Annotated in this window: 14 protein-coding genes and 2 pseudogenes; 6 read left to right on the top strand and 10 right to left on the bottom strand. The window is 43.7% G+C overall.

The window, feature by feature from the left end; all coding sequences use genetic code 11:
• The first annotated feature begins 228 nt into the window (after window positions 1-228).
• Window positions 229-741, top strand: a complete 513-nt coding sequence (locus tag AACW06_RS04930) for an RNA methyltransferase (RefSeq protein ID WP_373682313.1) — start codon at window positions 229-231, stop codon at window positions 739-741.
• Here the strand turns inward: AACW06_RS04930 and AACW06_RS04925 are convergent.
• The 9 genes and pseudogenes from AACW06_RS04925 to AACW06_RS04885 all read right to left on the bottom strand — a co-directional run bounded on the left by AACW06_RS04925 (window position 738) and on the right by AACW06_RS04885 (window position 10,881).
• Window positions 738-1,289 carry a hypothetical protein gene (locus tag AACW06_RS04925; protein ID WP_192074242.1) on the bottom strand — a complete coding sequence of 184 codons (552 nt, stop codon included), beginning with the start codon at window positions 1,287-1,289 and terminating at the stop codon, window positions 738-740. The two genes, AACW06_RS04930 and AACW06_RS04925, sit on opposite strands and share 4 nt — an antisense overlap.
• 31 nt (window positions 1,290-1,320) lie before the next feature.
• Window positions 1,321-1,674 (bottom strand): annotated as a pseudogene (locus AACW06_RS04920) (beta-eliminating lyase-related protein); the annotation flags it as partial.
• A gap of 119 nt (window positions 1,675-1,793) precedes the next feature.
• Window positions 1,794-2,810, bottom strand: a complete 1,017-nt coding sequence (locus AACW06_RS04915) for a substrate-binding domain-containing protein (protein WP_192074257.1) — start codon at window positions 2,808-2,810, stop codon at window positions 1,794-1,796.
• Between the two features lie 56 nt (window positions 2,811-2,866).
• On the bottom strand, window positions 2,867-5,452 hold the full coding sequence (locus tag AACW06_RS04910) for a glycoside hydrolase family 3 protein (protein WP_192074241.1): 2,586 nt from the start codon (window positions 5,450-5,452) through the stop codon (window positions 2,867-2,869).
• 14 nt (window positions 5,453-5,466) lie between these two features.
• Window positions 5,467-6,561, bottom strand: a complete 1,095-nt coding sequence (locus AACW06_RS04905) for an ABC transporter ATP-binding protein (RefSeq protein WP_053311692.1) — start codon at window positions 6,559-6,561, stop codon at window positions 5,467-5,469.
• Window positions 6,562-6,639: 78 nt separating this feature from the next.
• Window positions 6,640-7,506, bottom strand: coding sequence for a carbohydrate ABC transporter permease (locus tag AACW06_RS04900; RefSeq protein WP_192074240.1), 867 nt, complete (start codon window positions 7,504-7,506; stop codon window positions 6,640-6,642).
• 4 nt (window positions 7,507-7,510) lie between these two features.
• A complete protein-coding gene (locus tag AACW06_RS04895; RefSeq protein WP_192074239.1) occupies window positions 7,511-8,497 on the bottom strand; it encodes a carbohydrate ABC transporter permease in 987 nt (328 codons plus the stop codon).
• A gap of 101 nt (window positions 8,498-8,598) precedes the next feature.
• Entirely contained in the window at window positions 8,599-9,843 is a 1,245-nt protein-coding gene (locus tag AACW06_RS04890; RefSeq protein WP_192074238.1) for an ABC transporter substrate-binding protein, read from the bottom strand.
• A gap of 30 nt (window positions 9,844-9,873) precedes the next feature.
• On the bottom strand, window positions 9,874-10,881 hold the full coding sequence (locus AACW06_RS04885) for a substrate-binding domain-containing protein (RefSeq protein ID WP_192074237.1): 1,008 nt from the start codon (window positions 10,879-10,881) through the stop codon (window positions 9,874-9,876).
• A 318-nt stretch (window positions 10,882-11,199) separates the two neighbouring features.
• Here AACW06_RS04885 and AACW06_RS20945 point away from each other — a divergent pair.
• Both AACW06_RS20945 and AACW06_RS04875 read left to right on the top strand, forming a co-directional pair.
• A pseudogene (locus AACW06_RS20945) lies at window positions 11,200-11,304 on the top strand (cytosine permease); the annotation flags it as partial.
• 9 nt (window positions 11,305-11,313) lie between these two features.
• The gene (locus AACW06_RS04875; RefSeq protein WP_171980639.1) at window positions 11,314-12,591 is read left to right on the top strand and encodes a cytosine deaminase; all 1,278 of its coding nucleotides are present in this window, start codon (window positions 11,314-11,316) and stop codon (window positions 12,589-12,591) included.
• Between the two features lie 132 nt (window positions 12,592-12,723).
• Here AACW06_RS04875 and AACW06_RS04870 read toward each other — a convergent pair whose 3' ends face one another.
• Window positions 12,724-13,962 carry a carbohydrate porin gene (locus AACW06_RS04870; RefSeq protein WP_192074236.1) on the bottom strand — a complete coding sequence of 413 codons (1,239 nt, stop codon included), beginning with the start codon at window positions 13,960-13,962 and terminating at the stop codon, window positions 12,724-12,726.
• 461 nt (window positions 13,963-14,423) lie between these two features.
• Here AACW06_RS04870 and AACW06_RS04865 point away from each other — a divergent pair, with 461 nt between their 5' ends.
• From AACW06_RS04865 to AACW06_RS04855, 3 genes are read left to right on the top strand one after another with little or no spacing between them, the layout of a single operon-like run.
• Window positions 14,424-15,044 carry an NAD(P)H-dependent oxidoreductase gene (locus AACW06_RS04865; protein ID WP_192074235.1) on the top strand — a complete coding sequence of 207 codons (621 nt, stop codon included), beginning with the start codon at window positions 14,424-14,426 and terminating at the stop codon, window positions 15,042-15,044.
• On the top strand, window positions 15,041-16,969 hold the full coding sequence (locus AACW06_RS04860) for a monovalent cation:proton antiporter-2 (CPA2) family protein (RefSeq protein ID WP_192074234.1): 1,929 nt from the start codon (window positions 15,041-15,043) through the stop codon (window positions 16,967-16,969). Before AACW06_RS04865 ends, AACW06_RS04860 begins: the two co-directional genes overlap by 4 nt.
• Before the next feature lie 20 nt (window positions 16,970-16,989).
• A complete protein-coding gene (locus AACW06_RS04855; protein ID WP_192074233.1) occupies window positions 16,990-18,321 on the top strand; it encodes an MATE family efflux transporter in 1,332 nt (443 codons plus the stop codon).
• Window positions 18,322-18,795: the final 474 nt, after the last annotated feature.

Here is an 18,795-nt window from a genome sequence, read left to right as displayed (position 1 = left end):
TTACAAATACAGCTACACCGCCATTATTTGATAAAGAGGGACTGATTAGTTTTAAAATACGATTGGAGTGAGCAATGAAGCGGAGAAGAGGTAGAGCAACTCACCTGATATCGATATGGCTACCCTTCTGTGTTCATCATCTTTAATCAACAAAACGAGTTTCTCCCTTATCAATTCTCATTTTCTCGGTATACTGCCCATCCAAAATATTTAAGGGATCAGTTTGTGGTGAGTGATATGTCTGTGATCATTGGTTTATGTAACCCGAAAAGCCCGACCAATGTGGGTGGAGTAATGCGAGCAGCAGGGTGTTACCAAGCTTGCGCGGTACGTTATAGCGGTGAACGCTATGATCGCGCGGTGAAGTTTCAAACCGATACTAAAAATGTCAAGAATAGATTACCGCTCACGGCAATGGAAGACATCACGCTAGATTTACCCAGTGACATGAAAATCGTGTGTGTCGAGCTGGCCGAAGGAGCAACGCCCTTACCTGAATTCATTCATCCTGACAAAGCGATTTATGTCTTCGGCCCAGAAGATGGCTCTATTCCGCAAGCCATCGTCAACAAAGCCAGTGATGTGGTTTATGTGCCGACGATCGGTTGCATGAATTTAGCCGCAAGCGTTAATGTATTGCTTTATGACCGATTAGCCAAAGCCAATCTCGATATTGACCATAGCGAACGTATCATTAAGAGCAGAGATGTGAAGAACCGCTTGAAATTCCAACGCGATTAATCTCTCGCCCATTCGTGACGAACCCCATTGTTTTGTTTATCGAAATAGTGAGGGTTAAGTTGCATAAATTGGTCTTTTATTAGCATTGCCGTATCCCAACTGGCGATATCAGCATGCAGCTCAAAGTTATCAACCGTTAAGGTGAATGTCGGCGGTTTTTTCCATACCTGCCTATACAGTTGCGTTTTGCCATCGCCACTGCACACAAATGCGATAGAGTGAGTCGGCCCATTTTTCTCGGTTAAGTGGGCGGGTTGTGATGCATTTGGCTGGCATCCTTGCTCGCGAATAACCACGACTTCAAATTTGTTATCGATCGTCGTATAAGCAAACACGGCGACTTTTTGGCTGATATCTACTCGACGTAAAAGCAATTGTTTGGTGTCATGCGTACGAGCAATTTGTGCACCAAAACCTACGGGGCTAAAGTGGTACCAACTCCAATCAATATCCATATTCAAATAATGGAGATCACGATATGCTGAGTACCCAATATAAGCGGCACTCGTAAATACCAATGTCACCATCACCGCTAGCAGCCTGTGCATACAGCGTCTTATTACTGAAAACCAAATTGGTGCCAATCGTCAAAATATTAAAACGATTTTGCAGTTGGTAACCCTGTCTTTCATGACGAAAGATATGACTAGACTCATGCATAGCAACCAGAGAATTATTTTTCTGGTCGCACACTAACTGCAACACCGTTGGCTGAGTCATGGTACCGGAGATAACAAACAGCCCCGCTTCAAAACCCAATAATTGGGCAAGTTGCTGTTCGAACTACTGAATCAATAAGCCTTCACCATACACATCATGCTCAATGTCATTTTCCAAGCACCAAGTCGACATATTTGCAAACAGCTCTGCTGGGCTGGGCTCTCGGTTGCCAGCAATGAAAGTGTGACACTGTTGACGCAATTCTTGGGCCATCTTATTTCCTTATTCTTTTGACATAAATACGGTTAACCACAATAACATCGACGATAGTGAACGCAACCTACACCGCAACCAGTCCCAGTGCGGAGTATTTTACCGATAAAAATTTTTCATTATCGATAGATAGACTTTGTTGAGTCTCGAACAATTAAATCAATCGGCGGCAGCCGCGCATCATGCTTTTCCCCACTGAGTAAGTTAAGTATAGAATGCGCGCACACAGCACCGATTTCCTCTATAGGTTGACGTAACGTCGTTAGTGCTGGGGTAAAGTATTGCGATACCGGTAAATCGTCAAATCCTATCACCGAAACATCTTCAGGCACTCTCAAACCGTGATCAGTTAAGGCTTTAATGGCTCCATAAGCCGTTTGATCGTTAGCGGCAAAAATGGCAGAAAAATGCACTTTCGATTGCAGTAATTCGGCGGTTTTTTCATAGCCAGTTTTTGAACTAAAATCACCTTGCTTAACCAGCTTGGGCATCGGTTTAATACCCGCTTCTCGCAGTGCTTTTTTATACCCATCGAAGCGAGCGGTCGAGTCAGGTTGATTCGACAACCCCTTAATATGCGCAATATTGACGTGCCCTTGCTGCAATAAGTGCAACGTTGCTATATAGCCACCGAGCACATTATCGACATTGATACAGCGAACGTTATTACCAACAATATGGTGCCCAACTGCAATAATAGGAATGGATTCTGAATATTTTAGTATTTGCTCACTTTTCAAACTGCCAGTGACAATGATCATGCCATCGACATGGCTTCGAGTGAGGTATTCAATTGCATGAACTTCTAATTTTTTTTGCCACTGTCCCGTTGCTATCAACATTGAGTAACCCTTCGCCATCAACACTTTTTCCATATCGTTCAAAATACGGCTGGTATGGGGGCTTTCTGCATGCTGCACTAAAACACCGATGGTCATCGAACGTTTATTTTTATGTCGCTGAATTGAGTAATTGGGTTTATACCCCAGCGCCTTTATCGCCTGCTCAATATTCTGACTTTTCTCGTCTGATACATAGGTGGTGCGATTTAAATAACGAGAAACGGAGCTGGCAGACACACTGGCAAGTTTAGCAACATCATAAACGGTCGGTGCTTTTTTAGATTTGGTCATGATAATAAGCTCTAAAGGGTAATTCCTTCTCGTCAACGAGAAGGAATTGATAGTTCTATCTATAGCGTATCCCAACAGATGTTGGCGAGCACGAACTTACACTCTCCATGTGTGAATAATGAGAAGGGCGTGTCGAGATGGCTAAAACTTAGCCCTTGTTGTGAAAAATGCGTACATGGAATACGGACATGGACAAAGGTTTCACTTTCGACTGTGAAATATTCACTGACATCCACTTTTAGCAGATTGTCAATGTCCCCCATACACCCTGGAACAGCCGAACGTTGCACAGCCAGATACATAGGCTCACTCGCCGCGTTCAGCACCTTAATTTCAAAACTGATCACGCCTTGCTCATTATCATAATGGCTGAAATCTTCGGCATGCCCTAATCCAGTTTGCACGTAGACCATAGAACCACCGCCCATCATGTCTATCTCAACCGCATCTTGCTGCTGTTGGTAGTTGTATGGTCTGGTGTTTAATGTGCTGAGTTTCATTACATTATTGCGCGAAACATCGGTACCCATCCAATGATCAGCATCAGAAACCTTAAGCTGATAATCACCAATGGTTGCCATGATGCCATAGAGATGCTCGGCATGCGTTGCTCGCGTTTTAGCTTCGGTTGGGTCGATATCCAGATCAAGGTTATCCAGATCGCGAGTCTGATTTTTGTCACTGTAGTCAAGCCCATAACCATATTCAAATAACGGAGCGTGTTCTCCCAATGGTGACTGTTCGCACTCTGGCACTACGTAATTGGGTATATGTCGAGGAATACGGTTTACGCACGCACTGCGCTTTTTATTTGGCCAACTGAACGATAATGTACCGGTAAAATCATAGTTCGCTTCACCGTCAGCATTCGCGATCAATACATCAGTAATACCCCGCCCTTCACTACCGGGGAGAAACGCAGCGACAAATGCTTCAGACAAAGCAATTTCTTCATTAACAAACAGCGGGCGACCACTAAAGAATATCGAGACGACTTTCACACCACGTTGATGCAGCGCTTTAATTTTTTCACTGTCAGCGCGGTAGCTGCGTTTTAATGTCGAAAACTCTAACGATTGCCACGCTTTAATGTCACCCATCATTTCAGAATAGGGGTCTTCACCAAACACCACCAGCGCGATATCTCCAGCTTGGTATTCACTGATCAGTTCTGGATCGTAGCATACATTTTGCTGACCCAATTCCGCCTCTAACGCCATTTTCACCGTGGTTGCACCAGGAAAATCCGCTAAGCAGTTTTCATCACCCTGCCAAGTTAAATTCCATCCACCAGACTGTTTTTGTAAGTCATTAGCACCACTGCCCGTCAATAATATTTTGCGACCACGTTTTAGTGGCAAAATGGACCCCTTATTTTTCAAAAGCACCATAGATTGACGTACTGCTTGACGCGCAATAGCGCGATGTTCTGCACTGCCAATGAGTGATTGATTTCCAGCTAAAGCACGCGCAGAGGGATGAGGTTTATGCCATAATCCAGCACGCATTTTCACCCGCAAAATGCGAGTAACAGCATCATCAATGCGGCTCATGCTAATCACACCGCTTTTAGCATCGCTTACCGCTTGATGATAAACCAACTGCCAGTGTTCGCGGATCGGAATCATCAAAATATCATTGCCCGCGTTGATCGCGTAAGTCGCATTGCCGTCAGTGCATTTGCTGATTTCAGAATGGCCATGCCAGTCGGTCACTACCAATCCATCAAAACCCATTTTTTCTTTAAGAACATCTGTCAGTAAGTACTTACTGCCGTGGATCTTAAAATTGTAATCACTTTGTGTTTGCGGTGAGTGGTCGTAGTTCGCCGCATTATCCCAAGTATTAAAAGAAGACATCACCACTTGTGCGCCCGCATTTAAGCCACTGAAGTAGCCCATAGCGTGAATATTACACAATAAATCTTCACTGTAGATATTAGTCCCACGATCAACACCGTTGATTGTGCCGCCGTCACCAACCCAATGTTTCACATTCGATATCACATGATGCTCACCTTGCAGATCAGCTGCATCACCTTGTAAACCGACCACCATTTCACTGGCGTAAGCATAGGTAACTTCAGGGTCTTCTGAATACCCTTCATATACGCGGCCCCAACGTAAATCACGTGGCGTTGCAACCGTTGGAGCGAACGTCCAATCGATGCCCGTTGCTGCAATTTCTATCGCGGTAATACGACCGATTTTACGAATAAGAGCGGTATCGCGCGCGCAGCCAAGGCCGATATTATGAGGAAATACAGTGGCACCATACACGTTATTATGACCGTGAACCGCGTCCGTTCCCCACATAAAGGGAATATTGAATGGGCGTCCTGCAAACGCTTTTTGCGCAGCAAACCAATATTCATCGGCTTTAGCAACCCACTCACTAGCAGGTGCATGTTTGTTATTGTTCGGCCATGAGCCACCACCATTCAATACAGTGCCTATTTTGTATTGAATGATCTCTTGAGCAGTGATATCGCGAATTTCTGGCTGAATCATTTGGCCTATTTTTTCTTCCAAGGTCATTAAGCTGACAATTCTTGCGACTTCTTGCTCGATGGCAGGGTTGCTTTTAATCGCCGATTCAATTTTTGGCCAAGTATCAAAATAAGGAGCGTTGCTGATTGTTGTCATCGCCTTTACCTCTATTAAAAACTAGCCAATGAGTTTTCACTCAAGGCATCAAAGAGGTGAATTGCATCCAAATCGAGGTAAAGCGTAACATCACTCACATCCAGTTCCGCCGCCTGAGTTTCAACCATCAAAGGTTGGTCTGCAATTTGTGTTTTTAGCAAAATGCTCGCACCCAGTAGCTCTTTATCTTTAATTTTGACCGGAATTGGCAACACGCGATCGTGATTCACTTGCTCGGCTCGTAGATGAATATCAGTTGGACGAACGCCAAAATGCAGTGCAAGGTTTTTTGATGCATGCGCTTTGAAACGCTCTGGCAACGGGATTAGCGTTTCGCCAAGTTTGATCAACCACTCGCCATCTTGTTGAACTAATTGCGCATCCAACATGTTCATTGAAGGGTTGCCGATAAACTGCGCAACAAATTTATTCGCAGGGCGTTGAAATACTTCGGTCGGTGTACCAACTTGCGCGACATAGCCATCTTTAAGAATGACGATACGATCAGCTAATGTCATTGCTTCAATTTGGTCATGGGTAACATAAATAGTGGTGGTTTTGAGCTCGCGGTGCAATTGTTTGATCTCCTCACGCATCACCCCACGTAATTTCGCATCAAGGTTAGAAAGCGGCTCGTCAAACAAGAAAACTTTCGGTGTGCGGACCATAGCGCGCCCCATCGCCACACGCTGACGCTGCCCACCAGAGAGCTCTTTTGGCTTACGATCAAGTAGTGGATCTAATTCCAACATTTTTGCCGCTTTACGCACTTCAGTATCAATATCTGCTTTTGACATGCCTTTTAGCTTCAGCGCGAACGCAATATTCTCATATACGCTCATGTGCGGGTATAGCGCGTAACTTTGAAACACCATTGCTAGGTCACGGTCTTTGGCATCTATTTTATTCATCAGCTTGTCGCCAACGTAAATATCACCCGATGTGATCGACTCTAAACCCGCCAACATACGTAGTGTGGTCGATTTGCCACAACCAGATGGACCAAGAAACACCACAAATTCGCCATCCTTAACCGTAAAATCAAAGTGCTTCACAACATCCACATTACCAAATGATTTCTTAATATTCTTAAATTCTACTTTTGCCATGATTTGTTCTCCTTCGTGTGCTGCTCGTTCAGCGAGACTGCTCCAGCACACGCAATTAAATTGTCCATTAAAAGCCGATTAACCTTTTACTGCGCCGGATGTCAGACCGCTGATCATCTGTTTGGAAGCAAACAGATAAATGGTCACCAGTGGCAATATGGAAATAGTGGTGCCGAGCATTACAGCGCCCCATGGCGTATTCGGAATACCTTGCACACTGCGTAGTGCTTGAGTAATGACGTAATTTTCTGGCGACGTCAGTACCACTAACGGGTTCATAAAACTGTTCCAAAAGAAAACAAATTGCACGATAGCCAAAGTGGCAAGTGCTGGTTTCATCAAGGGTAAAACCACACTCCAGTAAGTACGAAACTCTCCCGCGCCATCAAGTTTTGCCGCTTCCAACAACTCTTTAGGAATGGATGCCATCACGTGTTGACGCATTAAGAAAATCCCAAACGGAGTGGTCGTAAACGGAAGCCAAACCGCCATGTGGTTATCCATCAAACCCAAGAATTTGACGATCATGAAGTAAGGGATCAAGCTCAATACTGGTGGGATCATCATTGAAGCCACCAACATACCGAACAGGGCGTTTTTACCTTTGAATTTGAATACTGCGAACGCGTATCCTCCCATACTACAAAATAGCAATGAGATGGTGGTCCCTAAAAATGCAATGTAGATAGAGTTAAACATCGCCTGCCAAAATGGCATGATCTCCAAAAGCTTCGCATAATTGATCGCTAAGCTATCCCCAATAGCAAAACTAATACCCGAACCAAAAATTTCGGTACGGTCGCGGGTAGAAAGCAGTGCCGACCATAGAAATGGGAAGACCGTAACTAACGCTGACACAATCAACACCACGGCCAGCATAGCCATCGCAATTTTGGTGATAATTTCGATACTGCGATCGCTTGGTTTTAAAGCGTGAATCGACATGGTATTACTCCCCTAACCCTTTCTTACCAAAGAAGAAAAATTGAACAGCGGTACACATAGCAATCAATGCAAACAACAACCATGAAATCGCTGAAGCTGTACCCATTTCTAACCATTCCCAACCCACTTTGTAGAGATACATTGAAATCGTTAAACCAGCTTGACCCACACCACCCGTACCACGGGTTAATACAAACGGTTCTTCAAACAGCTGCAAGTTACCAATAATGGTCATGGTGACGGCAAAGAATACAAATGGGCGAATCATAGGCAGGGAGATGTTCCAGAAACGGCGGAAAGCGTTGGCACCATCCATACGTGCCGCTTCTAAGATATCTTTAGGAATTGTCATCAAACCGGTAGTGTAAAGTACGATGTTGAAACCGGTATATTTCCAGAACACCATGATAGCAATAGAAGGTTTTATCATGGTTGCATCATCTAACCAGCGAATGGGTTGATAGTCATTGACCCATGAAAAGGCCCAACCAAGTAGCGAGCTATCGGCTAGTGCCACCAGGCTTTGGTTGATGATGCCAGAATTAGGCGAATACATATTGAAGAAAATGAGTGAAGCCGCCACCGTTGAGGTAATGAACGGTAAGAAATAGGCTGACGTTAACCAATGACGCAGACGATCACCTAATGACACCAAAATATACGCCACAGGAATAGCCACTAAATGCTGCGCTACACCTGAGGTGATCGCAAGCCATAATGTATTGCTTAGTGAGCGCCATAACCAGGGGTCGGTTAATGCAATTTCATAGTTCTCAAACCCAACGTAACCCATGGCAGCAACCCCTTCGACAGGGTTCCATTCATGAAAAGACAAATACACCGAAAATAGGAGTGGAAACACTCCAAAAACAGAAAAAATAATCAAAAACGGCAATAGGAATCCATACGGTGTAAGCGCTTTCAAACTCAGGCGAGAAAAAAAACTGTGCGCAGATGATGTTTCCATGGCGTTGCTCGTAGCTTGATTCATAGTAACGACCTCTTACCTAGAGACATGAAATCATGTCTCTATTAACTTGCTTTGATGAACCACCAGTTTTGCTGGTGGTTTTTTTAACTCACAATGAGTAATTACATATTACGTGTGCGACGCTTAATAAGACGTTCTGCATCTTTAAGCGCTGTTTTAATGTCTTTGCCTTCATCCAACACTTCCATCAGTGCGTTTTCTAAGATGATAGAACGAGCCACATGGTCACCTTTTGCGGGCGAAACAGGTTTGATGTTTTTCGCTACATCAGCAAACAATAGACGTGCTTTTTGCCCACCAAGAAATTCAATATCTTGGTTGAACATTGGGTCATCATAAGTCGTAATGTTTGATGGGAAAGCTGCAATAGTTTCAAACGCTTTTAGTTGAACATCACTCTGAGTTGTCATGTATTCAATCAACTTCCATGCTTCATCTTGGTGCTTCGACTGGGTAGGAATAGAAAGAAATGAACCGCCCCAACTTCCGTAAATACCATCAGGTAAGTGTGAAACTGCCCATTTGCCCGATGTATCTGGAGCAATCCAATTTTTCAAATGACCAAGTAACCATGCACCAGAAAGTTGAGTCGCAAAAGTGCCGTTGCGGAAACCCTCATACCATTCGTTTGACCATGCCAAAATGCGCCCATCTAACCCTTTGTCACGAATCTCCTTGGCCACTTCAAAGGCATGAACGAAACGATCAGATGTGACTACAGAGTTACCGTCTTTATCAAAGTACAACCCCTCACCTTCCGGCACTGTGGTAAAGATGATTGCTTGTGCCACGTCAGCGGCTGATGCAATCAACTGAACATTTTGCTTTTTCAGCACTTCACCAGCCTTGATATAAGAATCCCAATCTTTGATCGCTTCATTAATATCAACGCCTGCTTTTTCAAACACATCGGTGCGGTAGTACATAACACCAGGGCCAAGGTCGACCGGAATACCGTACATATTGCCATCAGCACCTTTACCTTGTGTCCACGCATAAGGTGCAAAACTTTCTTGGAACTTGTCTGCCCCATATTTTTCAGACAAGTTAACCAAACCACCAGAAGCAACGAAAGGACCGATTTTTTCGACATCCACAACGATGACATCACCGGCTCCTGACCCTGTTGCTAAGTTAGTGGTTAATTTGGTGTGATGGTCGCCGTGGTTATTCATCAAATAATCCACTTTGATGCCAGTCTTCTGCTCAAAATCGGGGAGCAGCACTTTCAAACTACTATCAAAGTCTGGAAAACCGTCAAAACGAATATTGGTATCGGCAGCGTGTGCAAGTGAAGCAAGTCCTAGAGCCACGGCGCTGGACAGCGCTAAGGTCTTAAATTTCATGATTCATCCTTAATATCTTTATTGTTAGGTTTATAGAGTACTAATTACATTTTTGACTGACTCTCGAACCACCAATGAAGGTGATAACTTGAAGTCTACGTCACGTTTGTTCTTGTGCAGTTTTTGAATAACGAGCTGAACCGCTTCTAAGCTCATTTGTTCAAGGGGAAAATTAACGGTGGTTAAAGCCGGTGTCAGATAGCGAGCAAACAAAATATTATCAAAGCCGACCAATGAAATATCATTGGGAATTTGCATTCCAACACGACGCAACTCTTCAAAGGCACCGAATGCCATATGATCATTGGATGCAAACACGGCGCTAAATTCACACTGGCGCATCAGCAATTTACGCATAGCTTTCACACCTGACTCTTCGGTAAAACCAGCCTCAGAAACCAGCGCTTCGTCATACTCAAGCCCGGCCTCCTCTAATGCTTTACGATAGCCTTGCAAACGACCACGGGCATCCGACTTTTCTAATGGTCCTGTAATGCAAGCAATGCGTTTATGTCCTTGATCGAGCAAATGTTGTGTCGCTAAAAAACCGCCCAACTCGTTATCAATATCAATACAACTGCACGCTATTTCAGGAATAAAGCGATTGACCAGCACCAGATTGATGCCCTGTTGATCCAATTCAATCAAGTAATCGTCGGTCAGGTTTTGTGTATGAAGAATAAGGGCATCGACACGGCGGCCTATTAAAAATTGCACCGATTCTTTCTGACCTTGCTCAGTGTTGGAACCGGCAGTAACCACAACGTGATAACCAAACTTACGCAGTTGCTCTTCAATATTATGCAAAATACTGGAATAAAATGGGCCACCTAGCTCTGGCACAATCACACCGATACTGCCTGTGCGACTAGAAGCTAAAGCTTGAGCAATAGAATTCGGGCGATAGCCGAGATCTTTAATTGCTTTTTCAACTTTGAGTTTTTTGTCGTGGCTGACGCGGCTCGTACCATTGATGACTCGTGATACCGTTGCTTGCGACACACCCGCATGTTCAGACACATCTTTTATCGTCGCCACATTTGCTCCAGTTCATTATTGATAGAAAAAACACGAAACCGCTTTCATGGGGCAATTATTAGAGATCCCACCTTGCTTTAGCGTGAGTAAAGTCACAGCAAATTAGGCATAAAAATGACAATTATCTAAATATTGAAAGTGACGGCAGTTTCCCGATGAGCCATGAAACTGTTTCATGATATAGGAACTGCAGAAAAGACAATCGGAGCAACCTTTCGGTCTTTCAAATGTACAAAGCATAGTCATTGGCACATGAAACGCGTTATGGTTGTACAATAACCTTGTGGGTTAACATTCTTATTTTTGACCATTGTACCTATTGCTGGCGTTGTACCACTTAATGCTGTCTTAGGTGGTGCTATTAGCTACCTTATTCTTAATCCAATCATTAATAAAAAAGTACTTGTCGAACAGGCTGCTTAAGGATTTTTCATGAATACGTTATTAATCAAAAACGTTGCATTACAGCACACGCAAGGGTTACATCAAATCCTGATTGAAGATGGGCTGTTTAACACCATTACTGCCAATGATGTCGATTTAGCATTTGAAGGTACAGTGCTAGATGCCGAAGGTGGCTTAGCAGTGGCACCATTTTGTGAACCACACATTCATTTAGATACCACCCAAACCGCTGGTGAACCACACTGGAATATTTCAGGCACTTTATTTGAAGGTATTGAACGTTGGGCTGAACGCAAAGAGTTGCTTTCAGTTGAAGACGTGAAAGCACGTGCAAAACAGACATTGAAATGGCAAATTGCCAATGGTGTACAACATGTACGCACCCATGTTGATGTTTCTGACCCAACATTAGTGGCACTGAAAGCAATGCTTGAAGTGCGTGAAGAAATGAAACCTTGGGTAGACATACAAATCGTTGCTTTTCCACAAGAAGGGATTCTTTCTTACCCCAATGGTAAAGCGCTGCTAGAAGAAGCCGTAAAACTCGGCGCTGACGTCATTGGTGCGATCCCACACTTTGAATTTACCCGTGAGTACGGCGTGGAATCACTACACTACGTCTTTGAACTGGCACAAAAATATGATCGTCTGATTGATGTGCATTGCGATGAAATTGATGATGAACAGTCACGTTTTGTCGAAACGGTTGCAGCACTGGCGCACAAATTTAAAATGGGCGAGAAAGTCACCGCAAGCCATACCACAGCAATGCACTCTTATAATGGTGCATATGCTTCGCGTTTATTCCGTTTGTTGAAAATGTCTGGTATTAACTTTGTTGCTAATCCATTGGTTAATATTCACTTACAAGGTCGCTTTGATGACTATCCAAAACGTCGTGGTATTACGCGCGTTAAAGAGATGTTGGCAGCAGATATCAATGTTTGTTTTGGTCATGACGATGTATTTGATCCTTGGTATCCGCTTGGTACTGCAAACATGTTGCAGGTACTGCACATGGGGTTACATGTCTGTCAAATCATGGGGTATGAGCAAATTAATAATAGTTTGGATTTGATTAGCACCAAATCAGCACGAACTTTAAATATCCAAGATAATTATGGCATTCAGCTCGGTAAGGCAGGTAGTTTGCTGATCCTTCCTGCCGAAAATGGCTTCGATGCTTTGCGCCGCCAAGTTGCCGTTCGCTATTCAATTCGTCATGGTAAAGTGATTGCCGAAACGCAACCAGCTAGCACATGTATTCACCTAGAAAAAACTGAAGCTGTAACGTTTCAGCGTTAGCCCCTATTTCTGAAAAAAAACGGGCCACCGAGGTGGCCCAAAAATGTAAGTGTATTGCTGAGGTTAAGGTTCGCCTTTCATATTGCAAAAAAGCGACTAAATAAAATGGACAGTAAATTATTTACAACAGGTTTACCACCATGCCTCCCACATTGCACCAATCGTGACAGTATCTGGGTTAGTTGCCGTTTTAAATAAGCCATCTTTGTCAATAACGGCTTCGTTATCTGCATCACCGACGGTTGCGTAGAAACGCAACATAGGTCGAGCACCAGCGCCTTTACCAAAGGAAATATTTTGCGATAGCGTCACCTTCCAAGAAGAGTTCGTAGCATCGATGTTGTCAAAATCGACCACATCGTAACCCGCTTCTAACCATGTTGAATTGACATCATCCCAGAAATACATCGGGCGAACCACCACGTTGTAGTTAGTGCGATCATACTGTTTGTATTCACCATCTTCATACGCTTGATAGGAGGCTAGGTATTCAATTGCAGCATTGTCTCCCATCGCTTTATTACCATCAAAGCTAACCAACAACGCTGATTGATCTGCGGTTTTCCAAAATACACTGTCTTTTGCGTTGTCAGAGTAGCGAACAATGAAACGATCGCTGCCAAAATTTAATTCTCCCGCAACTTGAAAAGCGTTCAGCTTTTTCGCATCTGGGTCAGAGTTATCATCAAAACCGTAGTTGGCATAAAGGCTTAAATTGGTTGAATCTGAGAAGTTAATGCCATGCCATTTGGTGGTCAGTGCATAATTACCGTCTTGATGATCATTAGGTCCTGCGCCTGTTGCGCTCACTACGCTGGCGTCTAGCTTGACGCTCCCTAAATCAAGGTTATAAAAACCACCGCCTTGACCATCGTGCATCATCCAGAAATAGTCATTCAACCCCGTAGCTGGGCGTTGATGAAAATCACGACCTGCCCATACGTAAAGCTCTGGCTGACTTTCAAAAATGTTGGTCCCCCCCGCGTAAGCTTTTGGTACACCAACATCATCGCCCCAGTGGTTAAACATCACTACGACGTCCCAAATCGCGCCGCTATCACTGACAAATCCTTTACCAAATTGGAACTCACCACCATTACCCTCGTTACCTAAACGACCGGTTGAGTTACCATTTAAACGGCCATTAGTTTCAACCAATTTGGCGTCTCCATTTTGGTAAGCAGCACCGTAGCGAGCATAACCAGAGAACACGATACCAGCAGGCACTTTAATGTCTGGTGTCAAAACAAGCGGTTGCTGATCTTGCTCCAACACTTCGGGATTAGGCATTGGATCATTAGCCAATGATGGAGCAGAAGAGAGTACGGCAGCCACTGCGAGGGACAGAGGTAGAAGCTTATAATTTTTCATGTTAAATCCTATTAATCACTGTGTTTGTTTTTGTTCTGCAACCAGTTTAAAAAATGAAACAAGTGAAAATTAAGATTCGCTTCACAGCGCCAGTTTACGCGACAGGTTATGAAATTTAGCCGGGGTCGAATTTAAAAAATTAGTTATAAATATCATAAAGATATATTGACAATGTGAGTTAAAACCATTTTGAAAACGGTTTCATTTCATGGGAATAGCTGACTTTTATCACGATAATTCGTCCACTGACGGATCAATTCTTATTACTGGTAATGAATATTTTCATATTGATGAAATCTTTCATTGCCAACAGTAATAACTATGTTTTCAAAGCGGATAAGCAATTAAGGACAACACAATGGCGGTACTAACAAACTCGCTCCTTACGCGCTTTTAATGTACTGTTTATCTTTAAAAGTACGGTTTATTTTGCAGGCATCGTTGCAATGCAAGGAGCAATAATGGCTACACAAAAAGTTCTCGTTTTATATGCACATCCTTCTCAGAGCCGCTCCGAGGTCAATCTTCCCATGTTCAAAGCGGCGCAAAATATAGCAGGCGTCACCGCTGTCGACCTCTATTTTGAATACCCAACTTTTGACATTAATATTAATAAAGAACAGCAGCGTTTATTGGATCATGATGTCATCATTTTCCAATTCCCGTTGTACTGGTATTCCACACCTGCATTGCTGAAAGAGTGGCAAGACTTAGTGCTAGAATATGGTTTTGCTTATGGGCAAGAAGGCACAGCACTAAACAGTAAGGTTTTTATGTGCGCTCTCTCTGCTGGGGGGAAGGAGTCAGCCTATAACGCGGATGGCTATAACCATTTTACGATTCGCGAGTTGTTACAACCGTTAGAACAAATGGCAAACTTAACAGGTATGGTTTACTTACCGCCATTTTCACTGTTTGGTGCACGAACCGCAGAAGAAGATCATCGTGTCCAACAACATCTCAATGAGTGGACAATACTGCTTCATGCATTGGTCGATAACCGCATCAACATTAAGAAAGTTCGCCATCTTGCCAATATGAACCTTTATTTAACTTCTCTCAATAATGGAGATACTGCATGACCAGTTACTTCCTCCAAGCGTTTGTTTATCTCGCTGCCGCTGTTATTGCAGTTCCTCTGGCGAAACGTTTTGGATTAGGTTCGGTACTCGGCTATTTAATCGCTGGGGTAGTGATTGGACCGATTATCGGCTTAGTGGGTGAAGAAACCACAACCATTCAACACTTTGCTGAATTCGGAGTGGTGATGATGCTGTTTTTAGTCGGTTTAGAACTTGAGCCCAAAATGCTATGGAATATGCGCCATCGGCTGCTTGGACTTGGTGGGTTACAAGTGGCTATAACCACGCTAGCGGTTGCCGCGATTAGCTTACAATTCCAGCTCTCTTGGGAATTATCACTCACGATAGGTCTTATTTTCTCCCTCTCTTCCACCGCTATCGTTTTACAAACCTTTAATGAAAAAAACCTTGGAAAAACAGAAGGTGGCAGTAGCGCTTTTTCAGTACTGTTGATGCAAGACATTGCTGTTATCCCAATGCTCGCGTTTATTCCCTTATTGGCGATGGCTGAATTAGTCGAAAAAGCGCAACAAGCAGCCGCACATATGGCTGAAACACATCAAGAATTGAGTTTAGTCGCAGGACTTCCTGGCTGGGGTTATGGCATTGTCATCACCTTATCAATTGCTATTCTCGTGATCGGTGGTCACTACTTGAGTCGCCCACTGTTTCGCTTCGTCGCCAGTTCCGGTTTAAGAGAAATATTTACCGCTGCCGCACTGATGCTCGTAATTGGGATTGCCGCTTTAATGAGTTTGATCGGTTTGTCGCCAGCTTTAGGCACCTTTCTGGCGGGTGTGGTATTAGCTAACAGTGAGTTTCGTCACGAGTTAGAGTCGAACATTGACCCATTCAAAGGATTATTACTTGGTCTATTCTTTATTACCGTAGGAGCAGGAATTAATTTTCATATTCTGTTTGGTGACTTCTTCTTGGTCATTGGCCTTACTCTGGCCACTATGATATTAAAAGCCGCCATTTTATTTAGCCTTGGTTTTGTTTTTCGTATCAAAGGGGTCAATCGCTGGTTGTTTGCCCTCAGTTTGGCTCAAGCGGGAGAGTTTGGTTTCGTGTTATTAAGCTTTTCAGTACAGAGTCATGTAATCGCCCCTGAAATGGCGCAAATACTATCCTTAGTGGTCGCCTTATCGATGTTCCTGACACCAGGGCTATTTATCTTATTCGATAAAGTGATCATCCCTCGCTATCAGCATGTGCTTAATGATCGCGAAGCCGATGTGATTGAAGAAAAAGGAACGGTAATCATTGCGGGCATCGGCCGCTTTGGACAAATTGTTAACCGCATACTAGTAGCCAATGGGGTACGCACCGTGGCGCTAGACCACCAAGCTGACCAAGTTGAAACCATGCGGAAAATTGAAACTCAAGCTTTCTTTGGTGACGCAACAAGACCCGATCTCTTGCATACCGCCGGCATTGAAGAGGCCTCTTTATTAGTTGTGGCGATAGACAACCGAGAAAGCAGCATTGAATTAGTCAAATATGTTAAACACACTTATCCTCAAGTGACGATTTTGGCACGCGCATTTGATAGAGGCCATGGCTACCTGCTTAGGCAAGCAGGCGCGGATCATATTGAATCAGAAACCTATCATTCAGCTCTTGAAGTGGGCGCACAAGCGTTGCGTAGCTTAGGTTTACACCCTTTTACCGTTGAGCAACAAAAATCAGCCTATAAACGCATTGAACGAGAACAATCTGACGAACTATATAATGCTTGGAGTTCAGAATCGGGCGAGGATCGGTTCGATAATAATTATCGTAACCTCTTTATGCAATTAGAAAAAAGACTAGCCAATGCCATGAATTCTGACCGCAGTGATCAGCATTCCTTATCCGAACGAGGGTGGACTCCACCACCTAAAGACTATGCCTCCGAATTAGAAGAGCCGAAAAACCAGTGAGCAAACTACAAAAAAATTCGATGACAAACAACAGCCAATCCAACGCCTTGGGGCGCCAGTTATTTCAAATGACGTGGCCAATGCTGTTTGGGGTATTATCCTTAATGAGTTTTCAACTTATTGACAGTGCCTTTATCGGCCAATTGGGGGTACTACCACTGGCAGCGCAAGGCTTTACCTTACCGATTCAAATGATCATCATAGGTATCCAGGTTGGTCTCGGCATTGCAACTACCGCAGTGATTGCGCGCGCCATCGGCGCTAACCAGATCCGCTATGCTAAGCAATTGGGCGGGCTCGTGATGGTGATGGGCAGTGTCGGAGTAGCTCTGTTTGGCATGATTATCTATCTGCTCCGTCATCCAATTTTAGCTCTGCTCAGCGCTCCAGAATCGGTATACCCTATCATAGACAGCTACTGGATTTACTGGATTGTTAGTGCTTGGGTTGGCGCGGTGCTCTATTTCTTATACAGCTTGTGCCGTGCCAATGGTAATACCATGCTGCCAGGCAGCATGATGATGGTTACGAGCGTCCTTAACCTCATTTTAGATCCACTCTTTATTTTTACCTTCGATTTGGGGATTCAAGGGGCAGCGCTGGCAACAATTGTTGCGTTTGGAGTTGGCGTTTTGGTCGTTGCACCTAAAGTATCAAAGAAACAGTGGATGCTCTTTGATTGGCAAGATCTCAATGTAGCAAGCAGTATTCGTTCTATCAGCCATATCATGGGCCCAGCAATGATAAGCCAGTTACTTCCTCCTTTATCTTCAATGCTAGCAACAAAATTGTTAGCCAGTTTTGGTACAGCGGCAGTGGCTGCATGGGCTCTAGGCTCTCGTTTTGAGTTCTTCGCCATGGTTTCCGTTTTAGCCTTAACCATGTCAATGCCGCCGATGGTTGGACGTTTACTGGGTGCTAATCAACTGCAAGACATCAGAAAGCTAGTCACTATCGCTTGCCAATTTATTCTCGGCTTCCAATTAATTATCGCCGTACTCACCTACTTATCTTCCAGTTTCTTAGCAGCATTAATGACCAGTGAAGAGAACGTCGAATCAATCCTACATTGGCATTTGATGGTTATCCCCATTAGTTTGGGTCCGTTGGGGGTATGTATGCTAATGGTGTCTGTTTCCAATGCATTGGCTAAATCTTATGTCGCTTTGACCATTTCCGCCTTACGTTTATTCGCCTTTTTCTTACCTTGTTTATGGGTAGGAGCACAAATGGCAGCTATTCATGGCTTATTTGTCGGGGCATTAATCGGTAATATTCTCGCCGGTTTTTCAGCATGGTTTTTATATCGTCACGCACTACGTCAAATCGAAAGAAAAATACTGACTATTTAAAATATACCCAAACAACTTGAAGTTGCTGGTAGGCGGCAAGTGAGTTCATCCCCATGAGCATAGATAAACTATGTGATTGGGGTGACCGAACGTAACCAACACCGCTGCAACTTCAAATAGGAAGGGTATATCGGCTTATTTTCCTTCTATAAAAATAACAGATGAACCCACTGTTAATAAGGCTGGTCTCATACAATATAAATATGATGACAATCAAGATGCAGTACGAACTAGACGTTGTGAAGTGGCAAAAAATTGCAATTTAAACTTATCCGAGGCTCCTTTTTACCCTCAATTCGATTCTGCTTTAGCGGAACGAATACAAAATGATAGAGATGATAATAATAAGATTTATGGACAATGTGCAGAAATGGCAAGTCTAGCGGCGAGTATATTAAAAAATGCCATCAACATTTTTCAAGTAACATCTATATCATTCAATTGCCTAATGCAAACCATACAATAACATTAATT

It is taken from the genome of Vibrio sp. S12_S33 (assembly GCF_963889785.1).
Taxonomy (GTDB): Bacteria; Pseudomonadota; Gammaproteobacteria; order Enterobacterales; family Vibrionaceae; genus Vibrio; species Vibrio aestuarianus.
The sequence above is the reverse complement of the archived record's forward strand: the minus strand, read 5'-3'. Positions and strand labels throughout refer to the sequence as shown.

What these genes read in the sequence shown, in the direction of transcription:
- AACW06_RS04890 (WP_192074238.1), bottom strand. Translation starts at nt 9,843, where the DNA reads ATGAAATTTAAGACCTTAGCGCTGTCCAGCGCCGTGGCTCTAGGACTT.
- AACW06_RS04900 (WP_192074240.1), bottom strand. Translation starts at nt 7,506, where the DNA reads ATGTCGATTCACGCTTTAAAACCAAGCGATCGCAGTATCGAAATTATC.
- AACW06_RS04860 (WP_192074234.1), top strand. Translation starts at nt 15,041, where the DNA reads ATGACCAGTTACTTCCTCCAAGCGTTTGTTTATCTCGCTGCCGCTGTT.
- AACW06_RS04865 (WP_192074235.1), top strand. Translation starts at nt 14,424, where the DNA reads ATGGCTACACAAAAAGTTCTCGTTTTATATGCACATCCTTCTCAGAGC.
- AACW06_RS04925 (WP_192074242.1), bottom strand. Translation starts at nt 1,289, where the DNA reads ATGCACAGGCTGCTAGCGGTGATGGTGACATTGGTATTTACGAGTGCC.
- AACW06_RS04855 (WP_192074233.1), top strand. Translation starts at nt 16,990, where the DNA reads ATGACAAACAACAGCCAATCCAACGCCTTGGGGCGCCAGTTATTTCAA.
- AACW06_RS04875 (WP_171980639.1), top strand. Translation starts at nt 11,314, where the DNA reads ATGAATACGTTATTAATCAAAAACGTTGCATTACAGCACACGCAAGGG.
- AACW06_RS04910 (WP_192074241.1), bottom strand. Translation starts at nt 5,452, where the DNA reads ATGACAACAATCAGCAACGCTCCTTATTTTGATACTTGGCCAAAAATT.
- AACW06_RS04895 (WP_192074239.1), bottom strand. Translation starts at nt 8,497, where the DNA reads ATGAATCAAGCTACGAGCAACGCCATGGAAACATCATCTGCGCACAGT.
- AACW06_RS04905 (WP_053311692.1), bottom strand. Translation starts at nt 6,561, where the DNA reads ATGGCAAAAGTAGAATTTAAGAATATTAAGAAATCATTTGGTAATGTG.
- AACW06_RS04870 (WP_192074236.1), bottom strand. Translation starts at nt 13,962, where the DNA reads ATGAAAAATTATAAGCTTCTACCTCTGTCCCTCGCAGTGGCTGCCGTA.